Source organism: Dechloromonas sp. A34 (assembly GCF_026261605.1).
Lineage (GTDB): Bacteria > Pseudomonadota > Gammaproteobacteria > Burkholderiales > Rhodocyclaceae > Azonexus.
In genome coordinates this window covers 2,987,636-3,013,392 of record NZ_CP102486.1, presented here as the reverse complement: position 1 = coordinate 3,013,392, position 25,757 = coordinate 2,987,636, and the positions used below count along the sequence as shown (strand labels likewise).

Below are 25,757 nucleotides of genomic sequence, written 5' to 3'. Positions count from 1 at the left end.
TCTGATCCCGATCAAGGCATCGTGGATCGGACCTCCCACTTCCTGTATTTGAAATCTAGCCAAGACGGCTTTGCAACCGATGAATTCGGTGTTTGGCCTGTCAAGGAAAGGAGAAATCATGTCCATGAAGAGTTGTGATATCCGCGTTTCGCCGCAGCCCATCCGTAACCGGCAATGCCGAGTGGCCGCTTTCGAATTGCTCCACCGGCGTGGCAATGCCATCGCTGCGCAGATAAGCGACGATGCATTGGCCACCGATGAAGTCATTAACCTCGTCTACGGCAACGGCGGGCATGGTCAGCAAGTACTGAGAGGCCTGCCGGGTTTCATCAATGTCGATGCCGAGATGTTGTTTTCCTCGCGGATCGAGTCCTTGCCTTGCTGGCGTGTCGTACTCGAGCTTCTCGAAACAGTGGAGGTCGACGAGCGCGTCATTTGCCGCTGTGCCGAACTGAAGCGCCGCGGTTTCCATCTCGCCCTCGACGACGTCTGCGATTGCCAGGACGAGTACACACCATTGTTCGACCTCGCCGACATAGTGAAGGTGGATCTTCTGTCTCTCGACGACGAAAACCTCGAGGAACTGGTCAGGGCGCTACGCAAGTTTCCGCTGCAACTCCTGGCCGAGAAAGTCGACTCGAGCCAGTGCGCACAACGCTGCATGGATCTGCAGTTCGACTTGTTCCAGGGCTATCACTTCGATCCGCCGATTCCAGCGCCGAGCATTTAGAGCAGGGCTGATCGCTAACCAATTGCTATCCCATGTTTGCTCGGGCAATACCGATTGGCGTTTCCAAATTTACAATTTTACATAATACAAATTATGCGAAGTTGCAGAGAACAAAAAAAAGCGGACAATCCGCGCCCTTGCCAAATGTTCATTTCATAACCTCCAAAGATCAAAACACCGCAATCGATCTGATACGCTGGGTTTTAGCCGTGGCTGGCATCCGCGCCGACTCACCACGATTCGCTTACTACGTTTCTCGCTGGCGAGTTCCGGAGAAGATTTTCGCCGCCAAGAAGGCCGGCACCTTCACCGAAAGTATCGCCAATTGCCCGCCCATCGATCCGGCTTGGGTTCGCTTTGTGCCTGACGCCATTACGGAATATCAAGCCTTCGCCAACCCCCAACCACGACCACCGACGAACAAGGGCGCATCATCAGCCACGCAACGCCCGGCACGCAATAGACAACGCCTCGCCGCCTGAATGATTATTCTGATTGCGCCATAAGCGCAATCTATTGACCATCGAAACGACGGGCAAAAAAAAGCCCGCGATCTAAATCACGGGCCCATTTATTGCCACAGACCGGCACCCAACTATTTACCCCGGCTTACCAGTTTTTTCGCGCCCATCGCCAACCACTCGACAACGCACAGAACAGCCGCCGCCAGGAATCCGGCCAACATCGCCCAGGCGACCGACCATAACCATTCACCTGACACCATCAGGCTTCCAACGAACGCTAGAGCCTGCAACACGACCCAACCCAACCCGCACACCAGGCGCCAGGCCAAGCCGCGCCCGCGCCAGTTGAAGGCGCCCACGGCCAGCGCCGCCCCGATGAAAAACCCGATATACCCCACGGCCCGCCCCAATCAAAAAATCATGAGCGCATATTCTGCACCAATTGCCCAAAAAGAATAGCCGGCAATTGCCGGCTATCTCAATATCGTTCGCTTTCACCCTGGCGGCTCGGCCGGCGGCGTTTGCTGCACTTGCCACCCCTTCGCCACATAGACCGCCTTCCCACCCGTTCGCCCATCGTACAGCGGCGAACTCGGGTTCGCCCGATCCCTGAATTTTCTTTGTGCAATGCGGTTTGACATCCGGCGCCGATCCGGCTTGCTCATAGCGTCCAAGACATCAACCCGCACTATATAGCGCGAAACAATCGCATCATTGATCCCAACCAAAAGCGCCTTTGGACTCACATTTTTACCCGTTGAATCGCGCATTTGTTGGAGCAACGAAACCCCGCTCGAGAGCCTGGCCTGCAACGCAGCATCAACGTTTTCGCTAATTCTTATCATGGCCTGATCTTGCGCCCATTCCATGACATCGGCCTTGACCGCCTCGGGATCGAGGATGTTTGACAACGGAATACCGGCATTCTCGGCCACATAAGACGCCGCCAGCCTGGCAAAATCCTGCTTGATCGCCTCTTTGTCGCGCAGTGATGTAAGGCGCATCCCTGTTTTCTGCTCGAACAGCAAAAGCGCATGACTTTCCAAATCCTCGCGCAACGTTTCTCGGTCTGTCACATCACGCAACACGATGCCTGCACGGGCGCCAATCTCTCGCCCAAGCCCGATTTTGAAGCGTTGCGCCGACTCGAAATCATCGCCGTTTAACGACGTATCAATCAGGGAATTAATGGTTGCCGCGAACCCGTTTCGCAAACGTCGCATCAGTTCCGATAGCTCGTTATCTGTCAGCGCGTCAGCCATCGGCGACGTCAACGCGGCGATGGTCAGCGCCCGCACCTTGTTTGCCGCAACCCATGACAGGATCGCGACCAACACTTCCCAAAGCGGAATCAACAACAGCGGCAGCGGCATTTACGGCCCCCTCTCGGTCAAAAATAGGTCTTATTCATAAGACTCAAAAATTAGAAACATTCGGCGCTTCCGGGAAGAAAACATTATTTTGCGTCTTTTTTCTTATCCGTAAGACAACAGCCATTTTTTACCGCTCAATGACCGATGGCCGGGCCGCCCTGGCTTCAATGTATTGCCCGCCCGGTTTCCTCCCCGCCACCGACGCCTTGAAATACTTCGACGCCTCGAAACTAACCCGCGTTGTCGCTGGTATTTGGTGCCATATTCCGGTTTTCGGCATCTTGATTCGCCGCGCCGCTTGCTTCTTTGTGACGAACTTCCCGAAGTATCGAAGCTCCACCCATTCGCCCTGCGTCACCGCCTTGACTATGGCGCTTTCCGCATAGCGCAAAATATCCTCGACATGGGTTGCATTCTCCCCCGTGGCCTGCGCCACCACCGCCGCCAATTCTGCCCGGTTCATACCCTCAACCCCACCCAATCAAGATCGCTCACCAGGGCCACGCGCCGCGCCGCCTCGCCGCCTTTCGGCAACTGCCTGGCGTATTTGCGAACCGCCACCGCGCCGGAATTCCGATATTTGGATAGCAACGCATCGCGCTCGGCCCCATCCGGCAAACCAACCGCACCCAACCACAACGCGGCATCACCAACCCGCAAACTAACCCACCGCGCCACTGCTGCCGAATTGTCGAAAAATTCGTCGGCGCCCGCCGGCCCGATCAACAACCGGCCGCCAATCGTCACCCGCCCGGCCGCGAATTCCACCGGCTCGCCGCGCATGATCGCCAGTCCCGCCACTTCGCGGCCGATGTACCCCGCCGGCAAGGCGAAGGCCGACCACACCGGCGGCAAGTCTATGAACGTTTCACCGGCCGACACCCCAGGCCCGCCCGCGCCGGCAATGGCCCCCACCTGAAACCGGCCGAGCCGCTTTGTAATCGACAAGCGCCGCCCGGCATCCTGGCCCGATCCACTCGACCAGGCCCGCAAGCGCGTTGAAATTTCTAGCCGCCCTGCCCTTTGCAATCCCAACGGCAAGCCGAGCAGACGAAAGGCAATCGCCAGGCGTGCCCCAACGACCACGGCGGCCAGGCTCGGCCGCGCCCCGACCTTGAGCCGCAACGCCGCGCCAAAAACATCGCCAATATCGACTCGCCCGCCGGTATTGAGTTGGGCCACCGCTTAGACCCTCGGCACCGCGCAAAGCGTGTTTGAAAACTTGGCAATCAGGAAATCACCGCCCGAGCTATCGAGCATGAAATCTCCCGACTGACCATAGCCGCCGGCAATCATCAGGCCCGCCACTTCGCCCACCGGCACCGACGAGTAAGCCACCACGGCCGGCACCATCGGGATATAGAGCGACTCGGCCCTGTTGCGCGAAGCCGACGCAGACAGCGTGCCGAACGACGAGGCGAACGTCACCGAAGGCCCGGACAGATCGCCCACGGCCGAAGGGCTTTTAAGCCTCGGCATGTAGCATTGACCATTGACATTGACGATGATCGAACCCGGCGCCAGCGCGTCACCGACCAGCGATTGACCATCCCGCTTGACCTCGCCGACGAAGGCCCAAAAGCCCCAATCCGACGCCGCCAGCAACAAACCCGCCGCGCTCGCCAGGACCGTCACCGAACCCGCGACCGATAGCGATTGCGAGCAATCAATCGCAGTAGTCTGAAACCCGGCGGCATGGGTTCCCATATTCCAGGCATCAACCGCCGCTAACTGAATGCGCGGCGCTGCCGACACCGTGACGCGCCCGAAAGCCCCCGGCCCGCCGGCCTGGCCCGGCATCGAAACCACACCATAGCCGGCATCGACCACCGACCAACCCGAGGCGCCACCGGCCCGCGAACTCGCCGCCTTATTGCAGCTTGCCGACAGATCGCCCACGGCCGCGCCGGCAATCAACGCCACTAGATCGGCCTGCACCTGTGCGGCCACCGCGCCCGCGTTCCACGAATAAACACCGTACATTTTTTAGCTCCACTTCGTTGCATAAAATCCGGCCTCGGCCGTAAGCGCCGCCCGCTTTTGCGGATCGGCCGTTTTTGCCGCATTGGCGGTTATCCTCGCCGCCCTCGCCTGCATCCCTTCCACCTTGCCGGCCTTGAAGGCGACCACCGCGCCCGCCGTCAGCCCGGCCAGCAATTCCAATTCCCGCGCCACCCGCGCCCGATTGATCGACTCCCACATATCGGCCGCCGGCTTGCTGGCGAAGGCAAACACCTTGCCGGCCGTGCCGATCAACACCCGGCCGCCGATGGTCAGCCGCTTGCTGGCCGCGTCATAGGCCACCGCCTCGCCTCGCGCCAAAGCGACCTGGCCGAGCAGAGGGCAGATATAGCCGGCCGGCAATTCCACCGACTGCCAAGCCGCCGGCAAATCGACGCTACCGCCGCCGCCTGGCGCCTCCCCTGCCCCGGCCTGCACCACCCCGACACCCGAAAAACTCTGCGACGTTCGCGCATAGCCGCCCGGCACCATTTCCAGAACTATCGCCTCGATATGCCCGGCGAAATTTTGGGCGGCATCAACAAAACCACCCGGCACCATGAACAGATCGCCACCGACAAGGCGCCCCGTTCGCTCAGTCATCCGCGCAACACCGCAATAGTTTTATGCGATGGCGTTGGCGCCCCGGTCTTAATTAGCAGGTAATTTCTGCCGATGTCATCCGTGTAATTGTCGCCAACCGCGCCTATTGCCTCTGCCCCGCACATCGCCCCACGGATCGCGCCCGCGTAGATATAGCCACCGTATTGCAGCATTGCGAAACACGGCAGCATTTGGTTGTAATTCAAATCGTCGGCCCCCCTTGGGAATCCGAACGTCAGACCATTAAGCGGGCTGGTCAGATAGACCGGAACAATTACCTGATCGCCGGCCGCCGTCATACTTTTGGCCCTCGGCATTTCCGGCGCATAGGCTGAATTTGTCACCACGCCCCAACACGGCCGCGACGTTCCGACCATGAAAGGCGCTTCCCGCTTGATTTCAAACCCTATTCCGCAATAGGTATTTGCCATGCCAATGGCCAAAATTTCATCCGTTGCCACAATCCAAAGCGTCCCCGGATTCGCATCCAAATACATGCAATTGCGCGCCGTTGTCGCATTGGTCCCGGTATTGGTTGCGCCGTTCCAAGTATCGTAAGCCTGCAACGTCGCAACGTTTGACGTTGCCACCAAGCGGAATATTTTCTTGCTGACGCCATCCATGCACGTTGCTTGCACAACGCCAAAACTCTGCGCCGATGGCGCGGAATATGGCGTTGCCGCACCGGCCACCGTTGTTAGCGCCTTGTTGCACGAAGCCGACAGCGAAGCCACCGAACCGCCACAGATCAACGCCACAACATCGGCCACCACCTGAACCATGGACGCATTTCCGTTGAATGCGTAAGTGGCGAACATCAGTTACCGCCCTTTTCCGGCAAAACCACAGCCAGGACTCCCAGGATCGCCCCCACCGCCTGCAAAACAACGTTGATGGTATCCGGCGGCAGACCGAACAGAAGCGCCAGAGCGCCCAACCCGGCCATCGTTGAAGGTTCGCGCAAACGCTGCAATACCTTGTTGTCTTTGGTGATTCCCACTTTTCACTCCCCTAGATCGCCGGCCCGCTCGCCCGCCCGGCCTTTGGTAATCAGCGCATCTAATCGCCTATGCGCCCGCCTGGCGCTCTTTCGCGCCGCGTCGGTCTTTTCGTGCAGGTATTTCAAATCCTGGCGAATGCCGCCATAGACGGCACCCGCTGCCAACACAGAAAGCCCGACCTGCAATAGCAGATCGGGTTCCACCGCTTTAGCTATTGGCAATGGCGGTGTAAGTGACGATCAGCGCGTCAATTGCGGCGATGTCAGCGACAACAGACACCTTCTGCGCCGTCACCTCGTTGAAGCGGGCGACCTGCAACGCGTTGCCGACATCCCAACCGGCCATCAAAGCCAAATCGGCATCCAGGCCGGTAACAATGGCTTGCTGCGCGGTTTTCTTGGCACCCAGGGAAACAACCTTGGCAGCGGCGTTTTTCTTTAGGTCAGCCGGCAGCGGAGACACCAGAATCAGGCCGGTTTCAACGCTGATTTCGTAGGTGCCCGAAGGCGTGGCGAAGTAGGCGGCAAGGTCTTTCGTGAAGCCGTCAGCATCGGAATACTTCTTGATCTTGCCATTGTCGGCAGCGACCTCGTAGGTAGTTCCATCGACGACCACGCGGCCGTTGAACTTGAGCGACTTGTCGCCAGTAATGGCGGCCAGATGGAAGGACAGAACACCCGGATTGGCAGCGGCAACGATGGCGGCCAGAGCGCGGAGAGATTTACGCATAGCTTTTCCCCTTTGGAAAATGGTTAGCCGATAGCAACACGCTATCAACCTGGCCGCACCATAAATAAAATTTATCGACGTTGCAAGTTTTATTTATCGCCGCTATGCCACGGCCCGCGCATCCTCGAAAATTGCCGCCGCCATGCCGGCGAATTCACGCTCAGCCAGCGCGAAACCGCGCCGCCTCTTTTCCTCTTGGTCTAGGTCTGCCCGCTTTTCCAGATCGCCCCGCGTACAGTTAGAGACACAGGACCGAGGAAGATCAAAAGCAACCCCGTCCGTTTTTTTGCCGATCCCGCCCCAATGAATAACCCAATCACGGGCTTTGAGCATCAGGCGCCGGGCGCCCTCGGCAACCCCGGCAATCGTTGCCGCCGCTTCGTCGCCATACTCGGTCAGCCGGCCGATTCCGGCCTTAATCAGCGCCAGGCCGCCCCGCGCCGCGTGTATCCAAAAATTGCACCAGTCCGAATCATCGGCGGCCATCCACGCTTGATATATATCTGAGCCTGGCGGCATCGTGTTCATTTCGACCCGGCGCAAACAGCGCCAAATCCCAACGGCCGGCATTCCAAAGAACTGAAATTGCCGAATGCCCCAATGCGAAGCCCAGGCATCAACCCGCTTTACCGCATCCGAAACCTTGCGCCCGGTTTCACTATCGCGCTCGCCATCCATGCCGCCGCCGTCAATGTTTTTCGAGACATAGGCCGCCGCATAGGCCGCCGCGCCCGTGCCTTCCTCGGCTATCTTGAAATTAAACCGATGACCCCAGGCGCCCGGCTCGCCGCCGCAATCGCGCATTGCATAGACCCGCAACAACTGGCGGGCTAGACGCACATCCTCGGCCACCCCATAGACAATCAAATGCCAATGCGGGCATCCATCGTGATGCGGTTCCGCCGTTCGCAAGCCGGCCACGACCAGGCCGCGCCGCTTCCAGGCCGCCCGCGCCCGCGCCCAAATTCGGCAAAGCCATTGCTGCGCCTCGCGTGGCGTGGCGCCCCGGTAATTCGGGTTTGCCTCGGCACAGGCGCCGGTTATCCGTTGCGCGTGAAACCGGCTTGGCGTGGTCAGCGTCCAAAACTCGCACGCCCACCCCTGCAACGATGCGTAACCATCGCAGCCGCGAATTCTGACCATCAGTTCAGCCCGCTTGTTTTCCGGGTTCGCCAGGCTTCCGGCCACAACGTCAGCCATCGCCACGCGCTCGCCATCGGCCGCCACCGCCTCGGCCCTATCCATGGCCGCCGCGTTGCGCTTGCGTTGATCCTGGCGCCGCTGCACCGCATCCTGCGAGGCATACGGCCACAGACCCCGCCGCACCACGCCGCCAACAATCGCCGCGCCCTCGGCCCGCCGGTTATGCGCCCTCCGCATCCGGCGCAAATACCAGCGCGAATCCATCATGCGCAACATTCCCGGAATGCCTTCTTGCCCGGCCGGCTCAATCCCCCATGATCGGCAATGATCCTCGAGAACCACCCGCACCGCCGCATTTCCGGCGCCGCCGTGAATTTCCTCTTTGGCGAACAGAACCGCCACCCGCGCCGCCTCTTCGGCCGCCTCGCGGATGTCGTAATCATTGGCCGCCAACGGCAAGCGCCCGGCCGCCTTGCCGGTCATATCGAGTAGCCAGGCATTCGCCGGCCCGCTATCCAGCCCGCCCCGCCGGCCATGCTCGGCAGCAATCTGTTTTGCCCAAATCGCCGGCATCCCGGCGAGCCTGGCTTTCATCCATTTGCGGGCCTCTTCTTGCTGCCTGGCCTCGACGCCGCGCAAGCGGGCATCAATCAAGCGCGTTCCGTCAGCGTATGGAATGCACCAAGGCTCAACCCGCCGCAACACCCCAGGCGCCGAATTATCCACTCGTCACCCGCTCAGCCCAGGCCTTAAACCGGCGCAAACCGCCGGCAATATTGCTACGCACTTCCGGCCGCAAATCGCACCACGCCCGGCCCGACCAGGCTTGCGCCTCGGCCATCGTGGCGCCGGCCATCGCCAGCAACAGGCGCCGCTCTTTGTCGGTTGCCTGTTGATCCCACACCGGCCGCAACGGATCTCGCTCACCGCCCAGGATGCGCCGCGCCTCTTCCAGATGGACCACCGCCGCCGCGCTCATTGGAACCCCCCAAAGGCGAGCGAAAAATGATTTCCATCGGCTCGCTTGAAGCGCCCACCCCAGGCGCCGCCCTGGCTTTCCCACCACACGCCGAGCGGTTCATATTCTTCCGTCAGCGTCAGCAGGCGCTGACCTCGCCACATGCACAAATCCACGGCCAGGCGCTTGCAATGCAACGACTCGACAATTCCCCGGCCCGCCAACGCCAGGCGCCGCGCCTCTTCCGGCGAACGGTAAGCCTCGCCCATCGTCACCCCGAACCCCTGGCGATCGGCCTCAACAATCAAGGCGGCCAGCATCAGAGAGAACTTTTTCTGTTGATCGGAAAGGGCGCTCATTTGAACCACCCATCCCGAAAAAAACGCCGATCCGATGCCATCGCCTCGCCGTTTGCTACATGGCGCGTCACGCTACCCGCCGGCAAATGGTGCGGCGCGTCCAGGCAATCGCGCTCGAAAGAATCGAACCCATCCCGCAACCCGCGAACGTAATTTATTGAACCCAGGCACACCACGCGCCCCGACTCCCTATCACGCCACACCGGCAAATCATCAATACCCAACGCCGCCCGCGCCCTTTGCTGCGCCGTTTCTTCCGTTGTCGCCTTGCCATCGGCCAAAACTAAGTCAATGGCCTCAAACGTTTCGGCATCGCTGATCGAATCGCAATCGCTTTCTGTCACCAGATAGCCGGCAAAATCCCCGGCTAGTCGCTCATACACCGCCGCGTTATGGCGCTCGGCCGAAAGCCGATTGCATCCCCGCAAATGCACCCGCAGCAAATCGACTGGCACCGCGAAACCCTGCCGACGCCGCGAAAAAACAGCGCGAACGTGCCCCACATGGCCGCCGGCCATCATCTGAACGCTTTCCATGATTAACCCCGCTCAGAACAAGCGAAGTTTATTTTTCCGGCATGTAATCCGGTTCCGTCAACCACACGTTGACGGGAATAAGTAGGCATCGAAAAACGATCCCACGAAGGCGACACAACAACGCGCCGCCGGGCGCGGTTAATGGAAGGGCCCGCACCATGGAAACCCTTCTGCAACGACTCGCCAGCCGCTACCCCATCGCCGCCCACTGCGCCGCCGCGCTCGGCATGAGCCGCCAGGCATTCAGCCAGGCCACCGCACGCGGCCACCTTTCCCCGGCCGCCGCCCTGGCCGCCGCTGCTTTGCTCGGCCTTGATCCCGGCGCCGCCCTGGCCGCCAACTTCACCACCAAAAACACGCCCGCGCCAGTAGTCGAAACCTCCCCTAACCTGCCCTGCCAGGCCACCAATAACGGCCCGGCGAATACAAATTATGCGAACTCATTTGAACGAAGGCGGCGACCAAAAAGCGCGTCGCGGCAAGCTGCCTTACCAAATCCCCCTCAACGCTCGCACAACCCGATTTTAGATCGACAACTGCACCCACATCGGTCGGTGGTCGGATATGAAATAACGCAGGTAGGTTTTGAAGTCCTTCATATTTGTCCCGTTCTGCCATAGTTCAGGGAAGATCACCGCATCGAAATCAAACACGCCCTTCTTTCCCGTGAAGTGATTGCGCGTCGTCTCCGGGAAAAAGGCAATCTGGTCGTAGTTTGCGCTACTGCTGATGCTCGAGGCTATTTGAGTGGAATGCTCAGGGAGTTCCAGGCCGAGTTTGGTAAGGGCTTTGTAGATCGGATCACCAGGCTCGCATTTGGGCATGTTGAAGTCACCCAGGGCGACCAGCTCACGCGTGAAAGAAAAAAGACTTCTTTTTCTCAGGTCCGCCCATTTGGCTACCGCGAATGTCTCCAATGACCGGCGAGCCACGGATTCCGGTTTCTCGTTCCCGAAATACAAATGGACATTGACGAACATCATGGACGTATCACCTACTGCAAATGCAGCCAGATACGGGGTGCGGTCAAATCCGTTGAACTGAGCATCAATTCCAGGAAGTTTGATCGACTTGAGGCTGGAAGGCGGGAAAGCAATCTCGCCAATTTCCTCCAGTACGGATAACTTCCGTTTGTCGTAAACAAACGCCATCCGCTCATTATTCCCCGATGCATCAGACATGACGATGCGGTAGGACTTTGGAAGCTTTTTTTGTATGTCGAACAAATCGCCAAAGTTCTCCCGACATTCCTGCACCGCGGTGATGTCAAACCAGCTGACAACCTCGGCGATAATCGAAAGGTCTTGATCCCGCCGTTGCTGGGCGCCGAGATTTGCAATATTCCATGTGCCCACCAGAAGCTTGCCTTGCTCTCGGTTGGGAATTGCGCGCACTTTCTTGTGCTTACGCAGGCGGCCAACCTCCGCGTTTAGATCGTATTCAAAGGAAAACTTGGGCTTTGGAAAAGCTGGCATGTTTCACCTCCATTTACTACCTCAGCATAGTGCATTATTTGGAAAGATTTGCCTTCATTGATAGCAGCCTATCGACCAACTGATTATCTGGTCAGCCCTGATGGCGAATTCAGTCTCGGCTTCATCACGCCGATGCCGCAACAGTTCTGCGCCACCTCCAGTCCAATTTAAATTCAGAAGTTGAATCATGTATTTGTATAAAAATCTCAGTAAATAATTATTCTAGAGTGTTTTATAAAACAAATGCCCAGGGTTCAGATTGAACCTTGGGCATTTATTTGGCGGATTCAAGATCAGTCTGGACGTAACGGAGTCAATTATTTTGAGTCGCAAATCACTGCAAAACGTGACGAACCATTGGAAATCAAAGATAACTGCCAAGTCTGCGCAATTGAATGACTAATTGTCGTCTTTCCTGACGAGGCTAATTTAACGAACTCAATCAACTGAACGGCATTGGCGTCATGCAGGACACCATCGATGGCGTCGGTGATTGATCCCACCTCCGATGTCGAGTCCGCGCCCGTTTGGCCGATGGTAATTTGATAGTCCGTTTCATGAATCCGGTATCGGATACTGATGCTCGGCCAATCTGCTGGCAGGCACGGCGTGAAATGAAGCGTCTCGCCTTCGCGCCGCAGGCCGATCAGCGATTCTACGATCAGGCGGTACATCCAGCCGGCCGATCCGGTGTACCAGCTCCAGCCGCCCCGGCCGACATGCGGCGGCACGGCGTAGACATCGGCGGTGACGACGTAAGGCTCCACTTTGTAGCGAGCTACGTCGTCCGCCGTCAGCCCGTGGTTAACCGGATTGATCATGGCCAGCAGTTCCCAGGCCCGGGCGCTGTCGCCCAATTCGGCGAACGCCATGGCCGCCCAGATCGCGCCGTGGGTGTATTGCCCGCCGTTTTCCCGCACCCCGGGCACGTAGCCGCGGATATAGCCGGGATCGAGCAGCGATTTGCTGAATGGCGGATCGAGTAGCTGCACCAGGCCATCCTTGCGCCGTACCAGGCGTTCATCCAGCGCATTCATGGCCATGCGCGAACGCTGCGCATCGCCGGCGCCGGAAAGCACCGACCAGCTTTGAGAAATCGAGTCGATCCGGCATTCGGCGTTGCTGGTCGAACCGAGCGGCGTGCCGTCGTCGAAGTAGGCGCGACGATACCAGGCGCCGTCCCAGCCGTGTTCCTCGAGGTTCAGGCGGAGTCGGGCGCCCTCCCCTCGGCAAAACTCGGCGAACGCCGGGTCGCCATGCCCCACCGCCACCTCGCCGAAACGGCGCAGGACTTCACAGAGGAAGAAGCCGAGCCAGACACTTTCGCCCTTGCCCAGCACACCGACCCGGTTCATGCCGTCATTCCAGTCGCCGGAGCCGATCAGCGGCAGGCCATGCGCCCCGGAGGTCAAGCCATGGCGGATGGCACGCACACAATGCTCGTACAGGCTGGCCGACTCGAACGAGCCGCCCGGCAGATCGTAATAGGAGTCGTCTTCCGGATTGACCGGGCGCCCTTCGAGAAACGACACCGTCTCATCGAGCACGCCGCGATCGCCACTGCTCGTCACATAGCGGCACACCGCCAGCGGCAACCACAGATAATCATCCGAACAATGGGTGCGCACGCCGCGCCCGGCGGGCGGGTGCCACCAGTGCTGGACATCGCCTTCCAGGAACTGGCGGCTGGCGCAAAGCAGCAGATGGGCGCGAACCAGTCCCGGTTCAGCGTGTACCAGCGCCATGACATCCTGCAGCTGATCGCGGAAGCCAAAGGCGCCGCCGGACTGGTAATAGCCGCTACGGGCCCAGATGCGACAGGCCAGGGTCTGATAGATCAGCCAGCCGTTGGCCAGCACGTTAACAGCGGGATCGGGTGTCGTCACCTGCACCACGCCGAGCGTCCGGCGCCAGTGCTGGCGCACTGCTTCGAGTGCCTGGAGAGCCGCCATGCCGCCGCGAAAGCGCTGGACCAGCTGGCCGACATCGTCGGCATTGCGCCCCACCCCGAGCCGGAAAACGATCTCCCGTTCCTGGCCGTCGGCCAGTTCGAAAGCCACCTGCAGCGCAGCGCAGGGGTCGAGCCCGACGCCGACGCGGCCGGAAAGATGCGCGCGCTGCATCGCCGCCGGATTGTGCAGGCTGCCGTTGCGCCCGAGAAACTCGACGCGGTCGCCAGTCAGGGTGCGCCCCGGATCATCGACATCGAAGAAGGCAACGCGCTCGGCGAATTCCATGCTGTAGGGATTGCGCGCATAGAGCGCACCGCCCGCCGGGGCGAGTTCGGTGCCGATATGCATGGCCGACTTGGCCGGCAGATCGCCCAGCACCCACTCGGTGTAAGCCGTGGCCGACAGCGTCCGCGAGCGGCCCGATTCATTGCGCACCTTGAGCACGGAAAACTTGACCGCGGCGTCGGCCGCGACGAATACCCAGAGCTCGCTGCTGATACCGGCGCAGCGGGTCTCGAAAACGCTGTAACCGAAGCCATGACGGATGAGGTAGGACAAACCGTCCCCGGCCGGCAAGGGCGTCGGCGACCAGAAGCGCCCGGTGTCGTCATCGCGCAAGTAGATGGCTTCGCCGCCGACATCGCTGACCGGATCGTTGAGCCAGGGCGTCAGCCGGAACTCGTGGGCGTTTTCGCTCCAGGTATAGGCCATGCCGCTTTCCGAAACGACGGTGCCGAATTGCGGATTGGCCAGCACGTTGCTCCACGGCGCCGGCGTCGTCTGTCCGGGCGCCAGCGCAATGACGTACTCGCGGCCATCCGGGCAAAGCCGCCGAGACCATTGAAGAACTGCAGATCGCGACGCGGCCCGGTTGCCGGCGGCGGTGCTTCCGGGCTATAGCGCCGGCTCGGCTCGAGGCGCGGCACCCGGGCTTCGGGCAGATTGCGCTGCTCGAGCTGTTCGGCCAGCATGCCACGGCCGTCGGTAATCACGACGCGGGCCACCGACTGGAGCAGGATGCGGTCCTCGCCCGAAATCTGCTCGGCGAGGCGGACGAAGATGCCGCCCGGCCGGTCGATGACGCTGGCCTCGATCCCCGAAGCGATCAGCCCCATGATCTGGTCGTGCAGGCGCTGCCGGTAACCGGCATGGTCCTCGTTCCAGATCACCAGATCGACGGCCAGGCCTTTCAGTCGCCAGTAGGCATGGGCCTGGACCAGTTGGCGGACGAGATCGATATTGGCGGCATCGCCGATCTGCAGCAGGACGATCGGCAGATCGCCGGAGATGGCGTAGCCCCACAGCCCGGACTGGCCGCGGCGGTTGCGGGCAAGGACACTGGCATCGGCGCGCAACGAGGCATTGGCATGGATCACCGAACTGGCCAGCCGGGCATAGAGCTGGGCATCGGCCTCGGTCGCGTTGAGCTGGCGCAGGACCACCTGGCTGTGTGTCCAGGTCAGGTCGAAGACGCGGTCGGCAAGATGCCGGTCCTGGTATTTATCGATCAGGCCGAGGGCCATCTCGCGGCTCTCGGCGACCCCCGATACCAGGTCGATGGTCACCGACTGTTCCGGGCCCAGGGTCAGCAGATGGCGGATGGCGACGACCGGATCGAGCACCGAGCCATCGGCACCGGACAGCGCGCCGGGTTCGTTGAGCGCCAGCGGATCGGCCGGGGTTCGCGTCCGGCCGACAAAGCGCTGGCGATCGGTTTCATAGGAAACCTCGCCGATTTCCGCGCCATGCACCGCCATCAAGTGCAGCATCCATGGCGGCCGCTCGCCGGGCGAGCGCGGTCGCCGCGAACAGAGGATGGCCCGGCGGTCGCGCAGGATCTCGGTCTGCACGAACAGACTGCTGAAGGCCGGATGCAGATCGTCCGAGGCCGGCGCTGCGATCACCACTTCGGCGTAGCTGGTGACATCGATGTCGCGGCGCTGCCGCGAGCGGTTGGTGATGCGGACGCGACGCAACTCGATGTCGTCCTCCGGCGAAACGACGATCTCGGTATAGGTCTCGAAACTGACTTCGCCGCTGCCGACCGCGTCGTGCCGGCGGAACTCGGCCCGGCCTTCGGAAAAAATCGCCTCGTAGCTGGCCGAGCGCTTGAGCGTGGGCTGGTGGGCGTTCGACCAGAAGGTCTGGCTGGCCAGGTCGCGGATGTAGCAGAAGGTGCCGCGGTTGTCGCAGGTACCATCCTCGCGCCAGCGGGTGACGGCAAGGTCGTTCCAGCGGCTGTAGCCACCGCCGGCATTGGTCACCATCACGTGATAGCGCCCGTTCGACAGCAACTGGACCTCGGGGATCGGCGTATTCGGCGTCGCGAAAACCCGGATTGGCATCTCGGCAGCAAGCGAGGTGGCACGCACTTCGGAAAGCTGCGCGGTATGGGCAAACAGCGAGGTCGCCTTGGGAATCCGTTCCTGCAGCAACAGCATCACCGCCTGGAACAGGCGCTCGGACGAGAAACGCCGCTGCATCGGGCGATCGAGCAGCAGATAAGCCAGCGCCAGCAGGCTCATCCCCTGATGGTGGGCCATATAGGAGTGCACTACCACCTTGGCCTGGCCGCGCCGCTGGCGGGCCGGCGTGTAGTCGATGGCTTCGAAAAAGCCGAACTTGCCGAGCGCACCCTCCCCGGCCAGGCGTTGCAGATTCTGGCAGGCAGCTTCGGGAGCCACCATCAGCGCCAGCGCCGTCGCATAGGGCGCCACCACCAAATCCTCGGCCAGGCCGCGCTTGAGCCCGAGGCCCGGCACACCGAACGCACGGTACTGGTAATTCAGATGGCCATCGACCGTGTTGTAGCCCGACTCCGAAATCCCCCAGGGCACACTGCGCTGACTGCCGTACTCGATCTGCCGGGCAACCGCTGCCTTGCAGGTCTGGTCGAGCAGCGTGTTGTCGTAGCTCGGCATGACCAGCATCGGCATCAGGTACTCGAACATCGAGCCGCTCCACGAAAGCAGCGCCGGTTCGCCGCCAGTGCCAGTCAGCAGGCGGCCGAGCGAGAACCAGCTCTCCTGCGGCACCTGGCCCTGGGCGATGGCGACGAAGCTGCACAGCCGCGCCTCGGAGGCCAGCAGATCGTAATAGCTGGTGTCGGCGCGGTGCTCGGCCACGTTGTAGCCGATGGTCAGCAGCTGGCGCCCCTTGTCGAACAGGAAGCCGTATTCCATGTCGGCCAGTTGGCCGGCCTGGCCGGCGAGGTCTTCGATCACCTGCAGCCGGGCGGTGGCAAAGGCGTTGCCCTCCCCTGCCAGATGGCGCAGGGTGGGCAGGGCATCGGTTGCCGGATCGCTGGCAAAACGGTCCAGTTCGGCCAGCGCCTCGGCGATTTGCCCGGCCAGCGCCTGCGCCCAGTCGCTGGCCTCACTGGCCGGCAGGGTTGGGTCGCGGGCGGCAAGGCTGGCGGTAATCTCGATACCCAGATCGGCCGCGTTGTTGGCCAGATGTTGCAGCGTCAGGCGGGCGGCACCGACGGTGGCGGGCGGCGCTGCGGCGGCGGCATCGAGCAGCTTCGCGAACGCCGCCAGCGTACCCTTGGTGCCGGCTTCGGCGGTTTCGGTCAATACGCCGAGCGTGTCGCGCAAGCCGGCATACAGCCGTGGCGGCAGAATCTTCTCGTCGGCCAGTGCGCACAGGCCGGCCCGCAAGGTCAGCAGATGGCCTGCCAGGTTGCCGCTGTCTACTGTCGATACATAGAGCGGCGGCAACGGCAGCAGGGTCTGAGTGTCATACCAGTTGTAGAAGTGGCCGCGGTGCTGCTCCAGGCCGGCCATGGTGCTCAGCGTCTGCGCGGTCCGCTCGAGCAGTCGGCCGGCCGTCAGGTAGCCGAAGTCGTAGGCAGAGAGATTGGCCAGCAGCGCCAGCCCCATGTTGGTCGGCGAGGTGCGATGGGCAATCGAGGCAATCCGGTATTCCTGGAAATTGTCGGGCGGCAGCCAGTGGTCTTCGGCGCCGACGAAATTGTCGAAGAAGGCCCAGGTCCGCCGCGACAGGTGGCGCAGGAAGAAGCGCTGTTCGCTGCTCAGCGTTGCCTGGCGGCGGACGAGCGGCCGGCTGACCCACCAGGCAATGACCGGAGAAGCCAGCCAGAGCAGCAGGACCGCCCCGGCCACGGCCAGCGTTTCCGGGCGCGCTGCGGTCAGATAGAAAGCGGCCGCAGTGGCCACGAGCGGGCCGACCCACATGCAGCGGAAACTGGCGGCCAGGCCGCTGCGGTCACGGCTCGCGAGTTCGCGATCGACTTCGCTCGATGGATTCCATTCGAGCATCGGTTTGCGGGTGACCAGCATGCGCCAGAGCGTGCGGGCGATGGCATCGAGACTGAAAAATGCCGTGTAGGGCAGACAGGCCAGTTCGAACGCGACCTGTTTGAGATGCCGGAGAGCCGAGTCGGCGACGGCCGCCAGGTGTTGCCGGAAGAGCACCTCGTCCGGCTTGCGTACCAGGTCGAGGCCGGCGGCGCACATGGCAGGAATCAGCAGGATGCCGATGACGGCGGCAGTCCACAGTCCGGCCGAGGGCATGAGCGTCCAGCCGAGCAGCAGGACCAGCAGCAGCGCAGCGGGAACGACGCTGCGCCGCAAATTGTCGAACAGTTTCCACTGCGACAGGGCGGAAAGCGGATTGCGCTGGTGGCGCACAGTCTCGCCGGCACAGGCGCAGGGCACACGCCGCCGCAGCCAGCCGGCCAATTGCCAGTCGCCACGGATCCAGCGGTAGCGGCGGCTGACGTCGGCGCTGTAACGGGCCGGATAATCCTCGAACAACTGGACATCGCTCAACAGCCCGGCCCGGACATAACAGCCCTCGAGCAGATCGTGGCTGAGGATGCGGTTCTCGGGGAAACGCCCACCCAGCGCCAGTTCGAAGGCATCGACATCGTAGATGCCCTTGCCGATGAAGGAACCTTCGCCGAAGACGTCCTGATAGACGTCGGAAACGGCGCGCGTATAGGGATCGATGCCCGGTTCGCCACCATAGAGGCGGGCGTAGAGCGAGCGGTTGGTGCCGGGCAGGCTGACCGCGACCCGCGGTTGCAGGATGCCGTAGCCCGCGGTGACGCGCCGCTTCACCGGGTCGAAGTGCGGCCGGTTCAGCGGGTGGGCCATGGCGCCGACGAACTGATGCGCCGAGTCGCGGGGCAACTGCGTGTCGGTATCCAGCGTGATGACGTAGCGGACGCCGGCCAGGTCGGCCGGATTGCCGGCCAGATGCGAAAAGCCGCCGGCGTTGCCGCGCAACAGCGCGTTGAGATCGGCCAGTTTGCCGCGCTTGCGCTCGTAGCCCATCCAGACGCTTTCCTGCGCATTCCACAGCCGTGGACGGTGGAAGAGGAAGAAGATGTCGCCCCGCTCCGGCTCGACCATGCTGCCGTATTTGGCGTTCAACTCATCGATCCGGCGGCTGGCCAGTTCGACCAGATCCGCATCTTCGGCCAGCGTTTCCTGCGGCGCATCGCGAAAATCGGTGAGCAGCCCGAAATGCAGGCTGGGGTCGCGATTGGCCAGGAAACGGACCTCCAGCGCCTCGACCAGATCCTCGACCCCGGCCGGGCTGGTCAGCATGGTTGGCACGACGACCAGAGTCCGCGCCGAGACCGGAATTCCGGTGGAGAAATCCATTCTCGACAACGGATGTGCCGCGACCAGCAAGGTGGCGAGCCAGTTCACCAGTGCCAGCGCCAGTTGGCTGCTGGCCAGCAGCACGACCAGGCCGATCGGCACCAGCAGCCAGACGGGGAGACCTGCCGGCATGCCGAGCGCCAGGAGGCCGCCGCCGATCAGCGTCGTGACCAGCACGATCGCCCCGAGATAGATCAGCAGCGGCTGCCTTGCCGCCGCCCGGCGCAAGCGGCGGATGATGGACAGGCGAACCACCGCGATTTGTTCGAGTTGTGGCCGCCCCTGGTCGATCAGATAGAAACCGACATGCCCGGCCCGCTCGCCGGCCGCGCCGGCGCTTTCGGCCAGCCCCCGGCGCGGGCCAGTTCGACAGCCTGACGGGCGACTTCGCCCTCGCTCAAGCTGCCATAGCGGGCAATTTCTTCGGCGGCGTGACGGTAGCGGTCGCGGGTCGCGAAATCCATCTGGCCATAGACGCCGGCGGGGTCTTCGCGCAGGCTTTGCTCGACGACGCTGAGCGTCTCGACGAATTCCTGCCAGTCCATTGCCCCGAGCACCCGCAGACTGCCGATGCTGTTACTGATCGAGACCTGATCGGCGGCCTGCAACTGGTTTTCCGTCTGGACCAACTGGGCGATGGTCAGGCCGGATTCGGCCAGACGCTGTTCGATCCAGGTCAGCGGCAAGGCCAGGGCCGGCCCCCTGCCCTGCAGGCGACGCGCCAGTTCGGCAACGAAGGAACTGCCCATCGGGGGATTCGAGCGCGCCATGTCGGCGATCACCAGGATCAGGCTTTTCGGGTCGTTGTCGGCGGCATCGACCATCAGGTCGGCCCAGGAATCCGCCAGGTTGCGCTCGTCCCAGCCGGCGGCAATCCGCACCCCGACGCGGCGAAGGTTTTCGATCACCGCCAGGCGCAACATGATCGGAATCGCCCACAACTCACCCAGTTTGAGATCGGTGACGCTCTGGTAGGCGGCTACGAAGCGGGTCAGCGTTTCGGTATCGACCCGGCCATCGCCATGGGCAACCGTTTCCAGCGCGATGTCGTAGACCCGCGGCCGGCCGGCCGATTGACCACTGGCCAGGCGGGGCAGTTCGAGGCTGTAGCCCTTGGGCAGGTGGCGCTTGGCAGTCCGGATCTGCTCTTCGATCAGGTAAAAATTGTCGAGCAGCCATTCGCCAGCCGGGGTGATCCGCCGGTTGTCGGCCACTGCCGAGGTCAGCAACTGGCAGACACCGACCAGGATGTTTTCATTGTCGGCCAGCCTGGCCAGCAGCAAGTCGGGGGCCGGGCCGGAAGCCAGGCGGTGGTTTGCCGCCAGCGCCTTGCCATGCTGCGCCATCTGGTCGGCGCTATACAACTCGGCGCGCAGTGGCGCCTCCCCATCAACCGAACCCCGCGTTGTTTCGCCACCGCGCAACCGCACCAGCAACTGCCGAAGATATTCGGAGAGTTTGTTACCTGCACTCAATTCGGGGCGACCTTTCGCGAAAATTTGGTTCAGCGACGCATGTCACCGTGGCGAAGGGCATCCGCGTTCCGCGCGGAGCGTATCGACGCATCCATTCAGGATATGGGATAGCACTGACCAGCTCAGTGCGCTGGAGCACATAGCGCCCCCTCCCCGCCGGCTCAGGTCGGCCGCGGATGTGCCTCGGTCGGGGCAGCCGCCAGCAAACGGGCGAAGTCCCCGGCCGACACCGGGTAGCTGAACAGGTAGCCCTGCCCTTCGTCGCATTGCTGGCTGGTCAGAAATGCCAGTTGTTCGCGGGTTTCAACCCCCTCGGCAATAACCCGCTGCTTGAGATTCTTGCCCATCGCGATGACTGCGCTGACGATGGCCGCATCGTCAGCATTGGTCGCGATATCGCGGACGAAGGACTGGTCGATTTTCAGCGTATCGATCGGGAAGCGATTGAGATAGCTGAGGCTCGAATAACCGGTACCGAAGTCGTCGATGGCCAGACTGATGCCCATTGCCTTGAGTTTCTGAAGAACCAGCGCCGAAGTTTCGGCTTCGTGCATCAGAATGCTTTCGGTCAGTTCCAGTTCGAGATAGCGCGGGTCCAGCCCGTCTCCTCGAGGATCAGGGTAACCCCCTTGATGAAGTCCAGGTGCCTGAATTCAACTGCCGAAATATTGACCGACACCGGCACGGCGGGCAGACCGGCCGCGAGCCAGACCTGAACCTGGCGACAGGCTTCGCGCAACACCCAGCGCCCGATGTTCACGATCAGGCCGCACTCTTCGGCGATGGGCACGAAGCGGCCCGGATAAACCATGCCCAGATCCGGGTCCTGCCAGCGGACCAGCGCCTCGACACCGATCATCGCGCCGGAGGCGATTTCGATCTTCGGCTGATAGTGCAGTTCGAATTCGTCCTGCTTCAAGGCCCGGCGCAGGCTGTTCTCGACGTACAGGCGCTGGACGGCCCGGGCGTTCATGTCGGCGGTGAAGAACTGGTAATTGTTCCGCCCCTTGGCCTTGGCGTGATACATCGCGGTATCAGCGTTCTGCATCACGGCATCGGCACTGGTGCCATCGTCAGGATAGATGCTGATGCCGATGCTCAAAGTGACGTGGAGGTCATGGCCGTCGATGTGGTGCGGTACGAGCAGGGCCGCCAGCAGTTTGTCGGCGACCTGGGCCGCATCCTGCTGGTGTTCGATTTCGGCAAGCAGAATCACGAACTCGTCGCCGCCCTGGCGACAGACGGTATCGGTCGTCCGCACGCAGTCGACCAGGCGCTCGGCAATCGACTGCAGCAGGCGGTCGCCGATTTCATGGCCAAGCGAATCATTGATGTTCTTGAAGTAGTCGAGATCGAGGAAAAGCAAGGCGACCTGCTTGCGGTGCCGCTGCGCCTGCCCGATCGCCCGCGAAAAGCGTTCGGTCAGCAACAGCCGGTTGGGCAGGCCGGTCAGGAAATCATGCTGGGCCAGATGCGACATTTTCTGCGCCATGGCGCGCGCTTCGCTGACATCGTGAAAGACGATCACGGCGCCGGTAACCCGGCCATCCCGGTGGTGGATCGGGGCCGAGGAATCCTCGATGGCGGACTCCAGACCATCGCGCCGGATCAGGATGCTGTCCGTCGCCAGACCGACCACCCGGTTCTCGGCAATGGCGCGGCACCCCGGGTCATCGGCCGGCTGGCGGGTTGTCCCGTCGATGATCCGGAAAACTTCGGTCAGCGGCCGACCCTGCGCGTCCGCGGCGGACCAGCCGGTCATCGTCTCGGCCACCTGATTCAGAAAGGTGACATTGCCCGAGATGTCGGTGCTCAGGACGGCATCGCCAATCGAATTGAGCGTCACCTGGGCCCGCTCCTTCTCCTCGAACAGGGCCTCCTGGGCCAGTTCCAGCTCGTGATCCGCGGCCTTGCGTTCGGTGATGTCCTCGACCGTCTGCACCCGGCCGCGCGAACCCGGGCCATCGCGCATGGCGGCCGCATTCAGGCGGGTCCAGACCAGGCTGCCGTCCTCACGCAGAAAGCGCACCTCGGTCTGAAATGGCTCTTGGCTGCGCACTGCGTCGCGCCATTCAGCGACGATGCGCTGCCGATCATCAGCATGGATCGCCGAGCTCCATTTGGTGCCCAGGGCCTGCTCGAAGCTCAGCCCGGATATCTTCTGATACGCCTCGTTGGTATAAACGCATTCGCCCTGCGCATCGGAAACGAAAATGCCAAGCGGCGAGGCGTCGCTGATCGACCGAAAACGATCTTCGCTGTCGCGTAGTGCGCCCTGCGCCACCTTGCGATCCATGATGTAGCGCAGCGCATGTGGCAACCAGTGGGCATCGATCTGGCCCTTGGCAAAATAGTCGTGGGCGCCGCGCTGCATGGCCTGGTACAGCAACTCTTCGTCGGTTGCGCCACTGAGGACGAGAATCAGCGCCCGCGGCGCCGCCTTGAAGATCTGGTCGAATGCTTCGATACCCTTTGCATCGGGCAGGCTCAGGTCAAGCAGGATAACGTCGCTGCTGGCCTTGCCCAGCAACTCAAGCGCCGTCGACAACTGGGTTACCCAGGTGACCTGATAGGTATGCCCGACCGACCCGGCCAGTGCCTCCTGAATCAGCTTTGCGTCGGCCGGATCGTCTTCAACCAGGAGAACGGTGGTCGGCGGCGTACTCACGGCCGGGCTGGTATTCGGCATGACTCTACTAATGGCCGGCAACCGGCTTTTCGCTGAACAGATAGGTCTTGAGCTGTCCGGAGAGCTTGCCGTCATGGCGCCGAATCCACTCCAGCAACATTGCGGCGTGTTCCTTTTCCTCATCCCGGTTGTGTTCGAGGATGGCCTTGAGTTCGGTGTCGCTGCAGGCATCGCAACGCTGGTTGTACCAGTCGATGGCTTCGAACTCCTCCATCAGGGAGACGATGGCCCGATGCAGGTCGCGCGTTTCGGCGGAAAGTTCTTCGACAGGCTCGTGAAAACCGATGCTCGACATGTGCTCTTCCTTCAAATGGTATGACCGGAGCGATCACTTCTCGCGCAGATTGCCTTCCCAGCCACAGCGCATCGAACGACAACGATGACGTTGAACGGGAACGAAAATGCTCTGTAGCAAATCGATCCAGCGTCGGGGAATACGGTTGGTCGAACCGTTGCAAAGGGGGCATGACCGGCCGTGTGTGGCGAGACTGCCCCCTGGCAGCAAAAGGCTTTTCATGGTGATTTTGCTGCGCTTTGCTCAGGAAGCGCCGGGGGGACGAAAGTCCTTGTTGGCATCTTCGAAACGCTTGATCTGCTCCTCGGCTTCGTCCTTGGTGATGCCGTAGCTTTCCTGCAGCTTGCCGGCCAACTGGTCGCGCTTGCCGGCGATCACATCGAGGTGGTCGTCGGTGAGCTTGCCCCACTGCGTCTTGACCTTGCCCTTGAATTGTTTCCAGTTACCTTCAACGATATCCCAGTTCATGTTCAACTCCTTTGCTTGTGTTCCGAGCAGTCACCAGACCACTCGGGCATCCTGACTGACAGCGGGCTTTCCGGAACTGGCAGGTCTTTGGGTACTTGCCGGGAAAGCCCTTGATGCTGAACCAAGACTATTCGCTTGGTCACAGCCGGTCAGTACGGTTCGATACATATGCGCCGGGCATCGGCCCGGCTGACGCCCAAAATCCTGCCGCGGACGATCAGCGGCGGCTGAGAATGGCGCCGATGACAATCCCGGCCGCTGCGGCGACCCCGAGCACCTTCCAGGGGTTGTCCCGGACGAACTGATCGGTGGCATCAGCCGTGCACTTGGCCTTGTCCGACACCGCGTGGCTGGCATCGATCAGCCGGGTCTTGGCCTGGTCAAGGCGGGCTTCGAGCTTGGTTCTGGCCTGTGCAAACTCATCGACAGTTGCTGCGGCAGCGTTGTTGACCAGGTTGCCGGCATCGCCGACAGCATTTTTGAGATCCGTGACGAGGGCCTGCTTGCTGCCTTCGACCGTCCCATCGTTGGTGAACGTTCCATTGATCATGATTTCTCCTTATGCCTATGTTGCGAGGGGGCTATTGCCGGTGGCGGGAAAGCACCCGAAAGCGCACTTTCCTGAATCACATCCTCATCCACCGGCCAGGCATTGTCTGTGTGCTGGCGTACAGACGCTGGGTGGGGGCCGCGTAGTCTGGATGGCAAGTAGTCACCGCGCTGGCTTATCTACAAGATCGGCGCCGGGCGGCTACAAACCAGGACAAGGAGAAATCAAATGTCAATCGGAACAATTCTGCTGATCATCGTTGTACTCATGCTGATCGGCTCATTCCCCAGCTGGCCCCACAGTCGGGGCTGGGGTTACGGTCCCAGTGGCGGTCTCGGGCTGGTTCTGGTGATCCTGCTCGTACTCTTCATGCTGGGCAAGCTGTGACGTTTCCTCCCGAATCCGTCTATTGAGCGGAACACGGGAAGTTAAGGAAAGGAAAAACCATGCTGCACTACGCCGTCGTGTTCTTCATCGTCGCGTTGATCGCCGCGCTCTTCGGCTTCACCGGCATTGCCGCCGGTGCCGTCGAGATTGCCAAGATCCTGTTCTTCATCTTCATCCTGCTGTTCGTCGTGTCGCTCGTCATGGGGCTGGTACGGCGCAAGTAGCGACCCCCGGTTGCGCGGGCAAGCATTTGACACGCGCCCGCAACCGGTCGCGCTTCAGTCGTTTTGCCAAATGGACGGCGCGCATGGCCGGCCGCCCGGCTACCTTTGGCATCGCGCTCAGCATCATCCTGGTCTGGATCTGCAGCGGCCCGCTATTCGGCTTCGGCGACACCTGGCAACTGGTCATCAACACGGGAACCACCATCGTCACCTTTTTGATGGTGTTTCTGATCCAGCACACCCAGAACGTCGACTCCGAAGCCATGCAGATCAAGCTGGATGAAGTGATCCGTTCCAGCGACGGTGCTCACAATGCCCTGCTCGACCTCGAGCAACTCGAAGAGGCTGAGCTCGACGCCATCCGCAGCAAGTATCAACGACTGGCCGAGCGCGCCCGGGCGGACTTGCGGCAAGGGAATATCGATACCGGTTCGCCGGCAACCGACGGCGACGATGGGGCCTTGATCTAGCTTTTCAGGTTGTCGTTTGCGGCTTTGGTGACCATCGCATTTATCTGACGCCCGGATAGCAAATCTCTTCTTCGACTGGCGCGGGCGCTGTCGACTCGCTGCCGTTCTCGGCAATGTTCCCCCTCCTTATTGCCAGCGCATGAATCTTTTCGTAGTCGGCAAACGGGCTGCTGGCGACTAGATCGTTCGCCGCTGCCGTTGCACACGGCGACGCGACTGTTTTTCTGAGGGGTGTGCTCATG

The 25,757-nt window shown here is 61.6% G+C and carries 27 protein-coding genes and 1 pseudogene; 5 read left to right on the top strand and 23 right to left on the bottom strand.

Going from position 1 to position 25,757, the window contains the following annotated elements; translation table 11 throughout:
* The first annotated feature begins 118 nt into the window (after nucleotides 1-118).
* A complete protein-coding gene (locus NQE15_RS15065) occupies nucleotides 119-730 on the top strand; it encodes an EAL and HDOD domain-containing protein (RefSeq protein ID WP_265942490.1) in 612 nt (203 codons plus the stop codon).
* A gap of 32 nt (nucleotides 731-762) precedes the next feature.
* Nucleotides 763-1,212: a hypothetical protein gene (locus NQE15_RS15060; RefSeq protein ID WP_265942489.1), complete on the top strand. Its 450-nt coding sequence runs from the start codon at nucleotides 763-765 to the stop codon at nucleotides 1,210-1,212.
* 113 nt (nucleotides 1,213-1,325) lie between these two features.
* Here NQE15_RS15060 and NQE15_RS15055 read toward each other — a convergent pair whose 3' ends face one another.
* The 22 genes and pseudogenes from NQE15_RS15055 to NQE15_RS14950 form a co-directional block, all read right to left on the bottom strand.
* The gene (locus tag NQE15_RS15055; RefSeq protein ID WP_265942488.1) at nucleotides 1,326-1,592 is read right to left on the bottom strand and encodes a hypothetical protein; all 267 of its coding nucleotides are present in this window, start codon (nucleotides 1,590-1,592) and stop codon (nucleotides 1,326-1,328) included.
* Between the two features lie 96 nt (nucleotides 1,593-1,688).
* Nucleotides 1,689-2,567, bottom strand: a complete 879-nt coding sequence (locus NQE15_RS15050) for a hypothetical protein (protein WP_265942487.1) — start codon at nucleotides 2,565-2,567, stop codon at nucleotides 1,689-1,691.
* A gap of 127 nt (nucleotides 2,568-2,694) precedes the next feature.
* Entirely contained in the window at nucleotides 2,695-3,030 is a 336-nt protein-coding gene (locus NQE15_RS15045; RefSeq protein ID WP_265942486.1) for an HU family DNA-binding protein, read from the bottom strand.
* The gene (locus tag NQE15_RS15040; RefSeq protein ID WP_265942485.1) at nucleotides 3,027-3,749 is read right to left on the bottom strand and encodes a hypothetical protein; all 723 of its coding nucleotides are present in this window, start codon (nucleotides 3,747-3,749) and stop codon (nucleotides 3,027-3,029) included. Before NQE15_RS15040 ends, NQE15_RS15045 begins: the two co-directional genes overlap by 4 nt.
* A gap of 3 nt (nucleotides 3,750-3,752) precedes the next feature.
* A complete protein-coding gene (locus NQE15_RS15035; protein WP_265942484.1) occupies nucleotides 3,753-4,550 on the bottom strand; it encodes a hypothetical protein in 798 nt (265 codons plus the stop codon).
* A gap of 3 nt (nucleotides 4,551-4,553) precedes the next feature.
* Nucleotides 4,554-5,171, bottom strand: coding sequence for a hypothetical protein (locus NQE15_RS15030; protein ID WP_265942483.1), 618 nt, complete (start codon nucleotides 5,169-5,171; stop codon nucleotides 4,554-4,556).
* On the bottom strand, nucleotides 5,168-5,989 hold the full coding sequence (locus tag NQE15_RS15025) for a hypothetical protein (protein ID WP_265942482.1): 822 nt from the start codon (nucleotides 5,987-5,989) through the stop codon (nucleotides 5,168-5,170). The genes NQE15_RS15030 and NQE15_RS15025 overlap by 4 nt, the downstream gene beginning before the upstream one ends.
* Complete coding sequence (locus NQE15_RS15020) at nucleotides 5,989-6,171, bottom strand: hypothetical protein (protein ID WP_265942481.1); 183 nt, start codon at nucleotides 6,169-6,171, stop codon at nucleotides 5,989-5,991. The genes NQE15_RS15025 and NQE15_RS15020 overlap by 1 nt, the downstream gene beginning before the upstream one ends.
* 3 nt (nucleotides 6,172-6,174) lie before the next feature.
* Entirely contained in the window at nucleotides 6,175-6,375 is a 201-nt protein-coding gene (locus NQE15_RS15015) for a hypothetical protein (RefSeq protein WP_265942480.1), read from the bottom strand.
* A 4-nt stretch (nucleotides 6,376-6,379) separates the two neighbouring features.
* Complete coding sequence (locus NQE15_RS15010; protein WP_265942479.1) at nucleotides 6,380-6,901, bottom strand: hypothetical protein; 522 nt, start codon at nucleotides 6,899-6,901, stop codon at nucleotides 6,380-6,382.
* 102 nt (nucleotides 6,902-7,003) lie between these two features.
* Complete coding sequence (locus tag NQE15_RS15005) at nucleotides 7,004-8,698, bottom strand: replication endonuclease (RefSeq protein ID WP_265942478.1); 1,695 nt, start codon at nucleotides 8,696-8,698, stop codon at nucleotides 7,004-7,006.
* A gap of 64 nt (nucleotides 8,699-8,762) precedes the next feature.
* On the bottom strand, nucleotides 8,763-9,023 hold the full coding sequence (locus NQE15_RS15000; protein WP_265942477.1) for a hypothetical protein: 261 nt from the start codon (nucleotides 9,021-9,023) through the stop codon (nucleotides 8,763-8,765).
* Nucleotides 9,020-9,361, bottom strand: a complete 342-nt coding sequence (locus tag NQE15_RS14995; RefSeq protein ID WP_265942476.1) for a M15 family metallopeptidase — start codon at nucleotides 9,359-9,361, stop codon at nucleotides 9,020-9,022. The genes NQE15_RS15000 and NQE15_RS14995 overlap by 4 nt, the downstream gene beginning before the upstream one ends.
* Nucleotides 9,358-9,897, bottom strand: a complete 540-nt coding sequence (locus tag NQE15_RS14990; protein WP_265942475.1) for a hypothetical protein — start codon at nucleotides 9,895-9,897, stop codon at nucleotides 9,358-9,360. The genes NQE15_RS14995 and NQE15_RS14990 overlap by 4 nt, the downstream gene beginning before the upstream one ends.
* A 524-nt stretch (nucleotides 9,898-10,421) precedes the next feature.
* Nucleotides 10,422-11,372 carry an endonuclease/exonuclease/phosphatase family protein gene (locus NQE15_RS14985; protein WP_265942474.1) on the bottom strand — a complete coding sequence of 317 codons (951 nt, stop codon included), beginning with the start codon at nucleotides 11,370-11,372 and terminating at the stop codon, nucleotides 10,422-10,424.
* A gap of 317 nt (nucleotides 11,373-11,689) precedes the next feature.
* Complete coding sequence (locus NQE15_RS14980) at nucleotides 11,690-14,080, bottom strand: GH36-type glycosyl hydrolase domain-containing protein (protein ID WP_265942473.1); 2,391 nt, start codon at nucleotides 14,078-14,080, stop codon at nucleotides 11,690-11,692.
* Nucleotides 13,993-19,212 (bottom strand): glucoamylase family protein, encoded by a 5,220-nt coding sequence (locus tag NQE15_RS14975; protein WP_265942472.1) that lies wholly within the window; start codon nucleotides 19,210-19,212, stop codon nucleotides 13,993-13,995. The genes NQE15_RS14980 and NQE15_RS14975 overlap by 88 nt, the downstream gene beginning before the upstream one ends.
* Before the next feature lie 35 nt (nucleotides 19,213-19,247).
* Nucleotides 19,248-20,432 carry a hypothetical protein gene (locus NQE15_RS14970; RefSeq protein WP_265942471.1) on the bottom strand — a complete coding sequence of 395 codons (1,185 nt, stop codon included), beginning with the start codon at nucleotides 20,430-20,432 and terminating at the stop codon, nucleotides 19,248-19,250.
* Nucleotides 20,433-20,593: 161 nt separating this feature from the next.
* Nucleotides 20,594-23,121: pseudogene (locus NQE15_RS14965) on the bottom strand (EAL domain-containing protein).
* A 7-nt stretch (nucleotides 23,122-23,128) separates the two neighbouring features.
* Nucleotides 23,129-23,416 (bottom strand): ferritin-like domain-containing protein, encoded by a 288-nt coding sequence (locus tag NQE15_RS14960; protein ID WP_265942470.1) that lies wholly within the window; start codon nucleotides 23,414-23,416, stop codon nucleotides 23,129-23,131.
* 243 nt (nucleotides 23,417-23,659) lie between these two features.
* Entirely contained in the window at nucleotides 23,660-23,884 is a 225-nt protein-coding gene (locus NQE15_RS14955) for a CsbD family protein (RefSeq protein WP_265942469.1), read from the bottom strand.
* Nucleotides 23,885-24,101: 217 nt separating this feature from the next.
* Nucleotides 24,102-24,434, bottom strand: a complete 333-nt coding sequence (locus NQE15_RS14950; protein WP_265942468.1) for a DUF883 family protein — start codon at nucleotides 24,432-24,434, stop codon at nucleotides 24,102-24,104.
* 228 nt (nucleotides 24,435-24,662) lie between these two features.
* Here NQE15_RS14950 and NQE15_RS14945 point away from each other — a divergent pair, with 228 nt between their 5' ends.
* The 3 genes from NQE15_RS14945 to NQE15_RS14935 all read left to right on the top strand — a co-directional run bounded on the left by NQE15_RS14945 (nucleotide 24,663) and on the right by NQE15_RS14935 (nucleotide 25,515).
* On the top strand, nucleotides 24,663-24,821 hold the full coding sequence (locus NQE15_RS14945) for a DUF3309 domain-containing protein (RefSeq protein ID WP_265942467.1): 159 nt from the start codon (nucleotides 24,663-24,665) through the stop codon (nucleotides 24,819-24,821).
* Nucleotides 24,822-24,880: 59 nt separating this feature from the next.
* Nucleotides 24,881-25,045 (top strand): DUF1328 domain-containing protein, encoded by a 165-nt coding sequence (locus NQE15_RS14940; RefSeq protein WP_265942466.1) that lies wholly within the window; start codon nucleotides 24,881-24,883, stop codon nucleotides 25,043-25,045.
* 83 nt (nucleotides 25,046-25,128) lie between these two features.
* The gene (locus NQE15_RS14935; protein ID WP_416336469.1) at nucleotides 25,129-25,515 is read left to right on the top strand and encodes a low affinity iron permease family protein; all 387 of its coding nucleotides are present in this window, start codon (nucleotides 25,129-25,131) and stop codon (nucleotides 25,513-25,515) included.
* Between the two features lie 40 nt (nucleotides 25,516-25,555).
* Here NQE15_RS14935 and NQE15_RS14930 read toward each other — a convergent pair whose 3' ends face one another.
* A complete protein-coding gene (locus NQE15_RS14930) occupies nucleotides 25,556-25,756 on the bottom strand; it encodes a hypothetical protein (RefSeq protein WP_265942464.1) in 201 nt (66 codons plus the stop codon).
* Nucleotide 25,757: the final 1 nt, after the last annotated feature.

What these genes read in the sequence shown, in the direction of transcription:
- NQE15_RS14950 (WP_265942468.1), bottom strand. Translation starts at nt 24,434, where the DNA reads ATGATCAATGGAACGTTCACCAACGATGGGACGGTCGAAGGCAGCAAG.
- NQE15_RS15010 (WP_265942479.1), bottom strand. Translation starts at nt 6,901, where the DNA reads ATGCGTAAATCTCTCCGCGCTCTGGCCGCCATCGTTGCCGCTGCCAAT.
- NQE15_RS14960 (WP_265942470.1), bottom strand. Translation starts at nt 23,416, where the DNA reads ATGTCGAGCATCGGTTTTCACGAGCCTGTCGAAGAACTTTCCGCCGAA.
- NQE15_RS15035 (WP_265942484.1), bottom strand. Translation starts at nt 4,550, where the DNA reads ATGTACGGTGTTTATTCGTGGAACGCGGGCGCGGTGGCCGCACAGGTG.
- NQE15_RS15025 (WP_265942482.1), bottom strand. Translation starts at nt 5,989, where the DNA reads ATGTTCGCCACTTACGCATTCAACGGAAATGCGTCCATGGTTCAGGTG.
- NQE15_RS14990 (WP_265942475.1), bottom strand. Translation starts at nt 9,897, where the DNA reads ATGGAAAGCGTTCAGATGATGGCCGGCGGCCATGTGGGGCACGTTCGC.
- NQE15_RS14940 (WP_265942466.1), top strand. Translation starts at nt 24,881, where the DNA reads ATGCTGCACTACGCCGTCGTGTTCTTCATCGTCGCGTTGATCGCCGCG.
- NQE15_RS14995 (WP_265942476.1), bottom strand. Translation starts at nt 9,361, where the DNA reads ATGAGCGCCCTTTCCGATCAACAGAAAAAGTTCTCTCTGATGCTGGCC.
- NQE15_RS14945 (WP_265942467.1), top strand. Translation starts at nt 24,663, where the DNA reads ATGTCAATCGGAACAATTCTGCTGATCATCGTTGTACTCATGCTGATC.
- NQE15_RS15000 (WP_265942477.1), bottom strand. Translation starts at nt 9,023, where the DNA reads ATGAGCGCGGCGGCGGTGGTCCATCTGGAAGAGGCGCGGCGCATCCTG.
- NQE15_RS15030 (WP_265942483.1), bottom strand. Translation starts at nt 5,171, where the DNA reads ATGACTGAGCGAACGGGGCGCCTTGTCGGTGGCGATCTGTTCATGGTG.
- NQE15_RS14935 (WP_416336469.1), top strand. Translation starts at nt 25,129, where the DNA reads ATGGCCGGCCGCCCGGCTACCTTTGGCATCGCGCTCAGCATCATCCTG.
- NQE15_RS14930 (WP_265942464.1), bottom strand. Translation starts at nt 25,756, where the DNA reads ATGAGCACACCCCTCAGAAAAACAGTCGCGTCGCCGTGTGCAACGGCA.
- NQE15_RS15060 (WP_265942489.1), top strand. Translation starts at nt 763, where the DNA reads ATGTTTGCTCGGGCAATACCGATTGGCGTTTCCAAATTTACAATTTTA.
- NQE15_RS15065 (WP_265942490.1), top strand. Translation starts at nt 119, where the DNA reads ATGTCCATGAAGAGTTGTGATATCCGCGTTTCGCCGCAGCCCATCCGT.
- NQE15_RS15045 (WP_265942486.1), bottom strand. Translation starts at nt 3,030, where the DNA reads ATGAACCGGGCAGAATTGGCGGCGGTGGTGGCGCAGGCCACGGGGGAG.
- NQE15_RS15050 (WP_265942487.1), bottom strand. Translation starts at nt 2,567, where the DNA reads ATGCCGCTGCCGCTGTTGTTGATTCCGCTTTGGGAAGTGTTGGTCGCG.
- NQE15_RS14985 (WP_265942474.1), bottom strand. Translation starts at nt 11,372, where the DNA reads ATGCCAGCTTTTCCAAAGCCCAAGTTTTCCTTTGAATACGATCTAAAC.
- NQE15_RS14955 (WP_265942469.1), bottom strand. Translation starts at nt 23,884, where the DNA reads ATGAACTGGGATATCGTTGAAGGTAACTGGAAACAATTCAAGGGCAAG.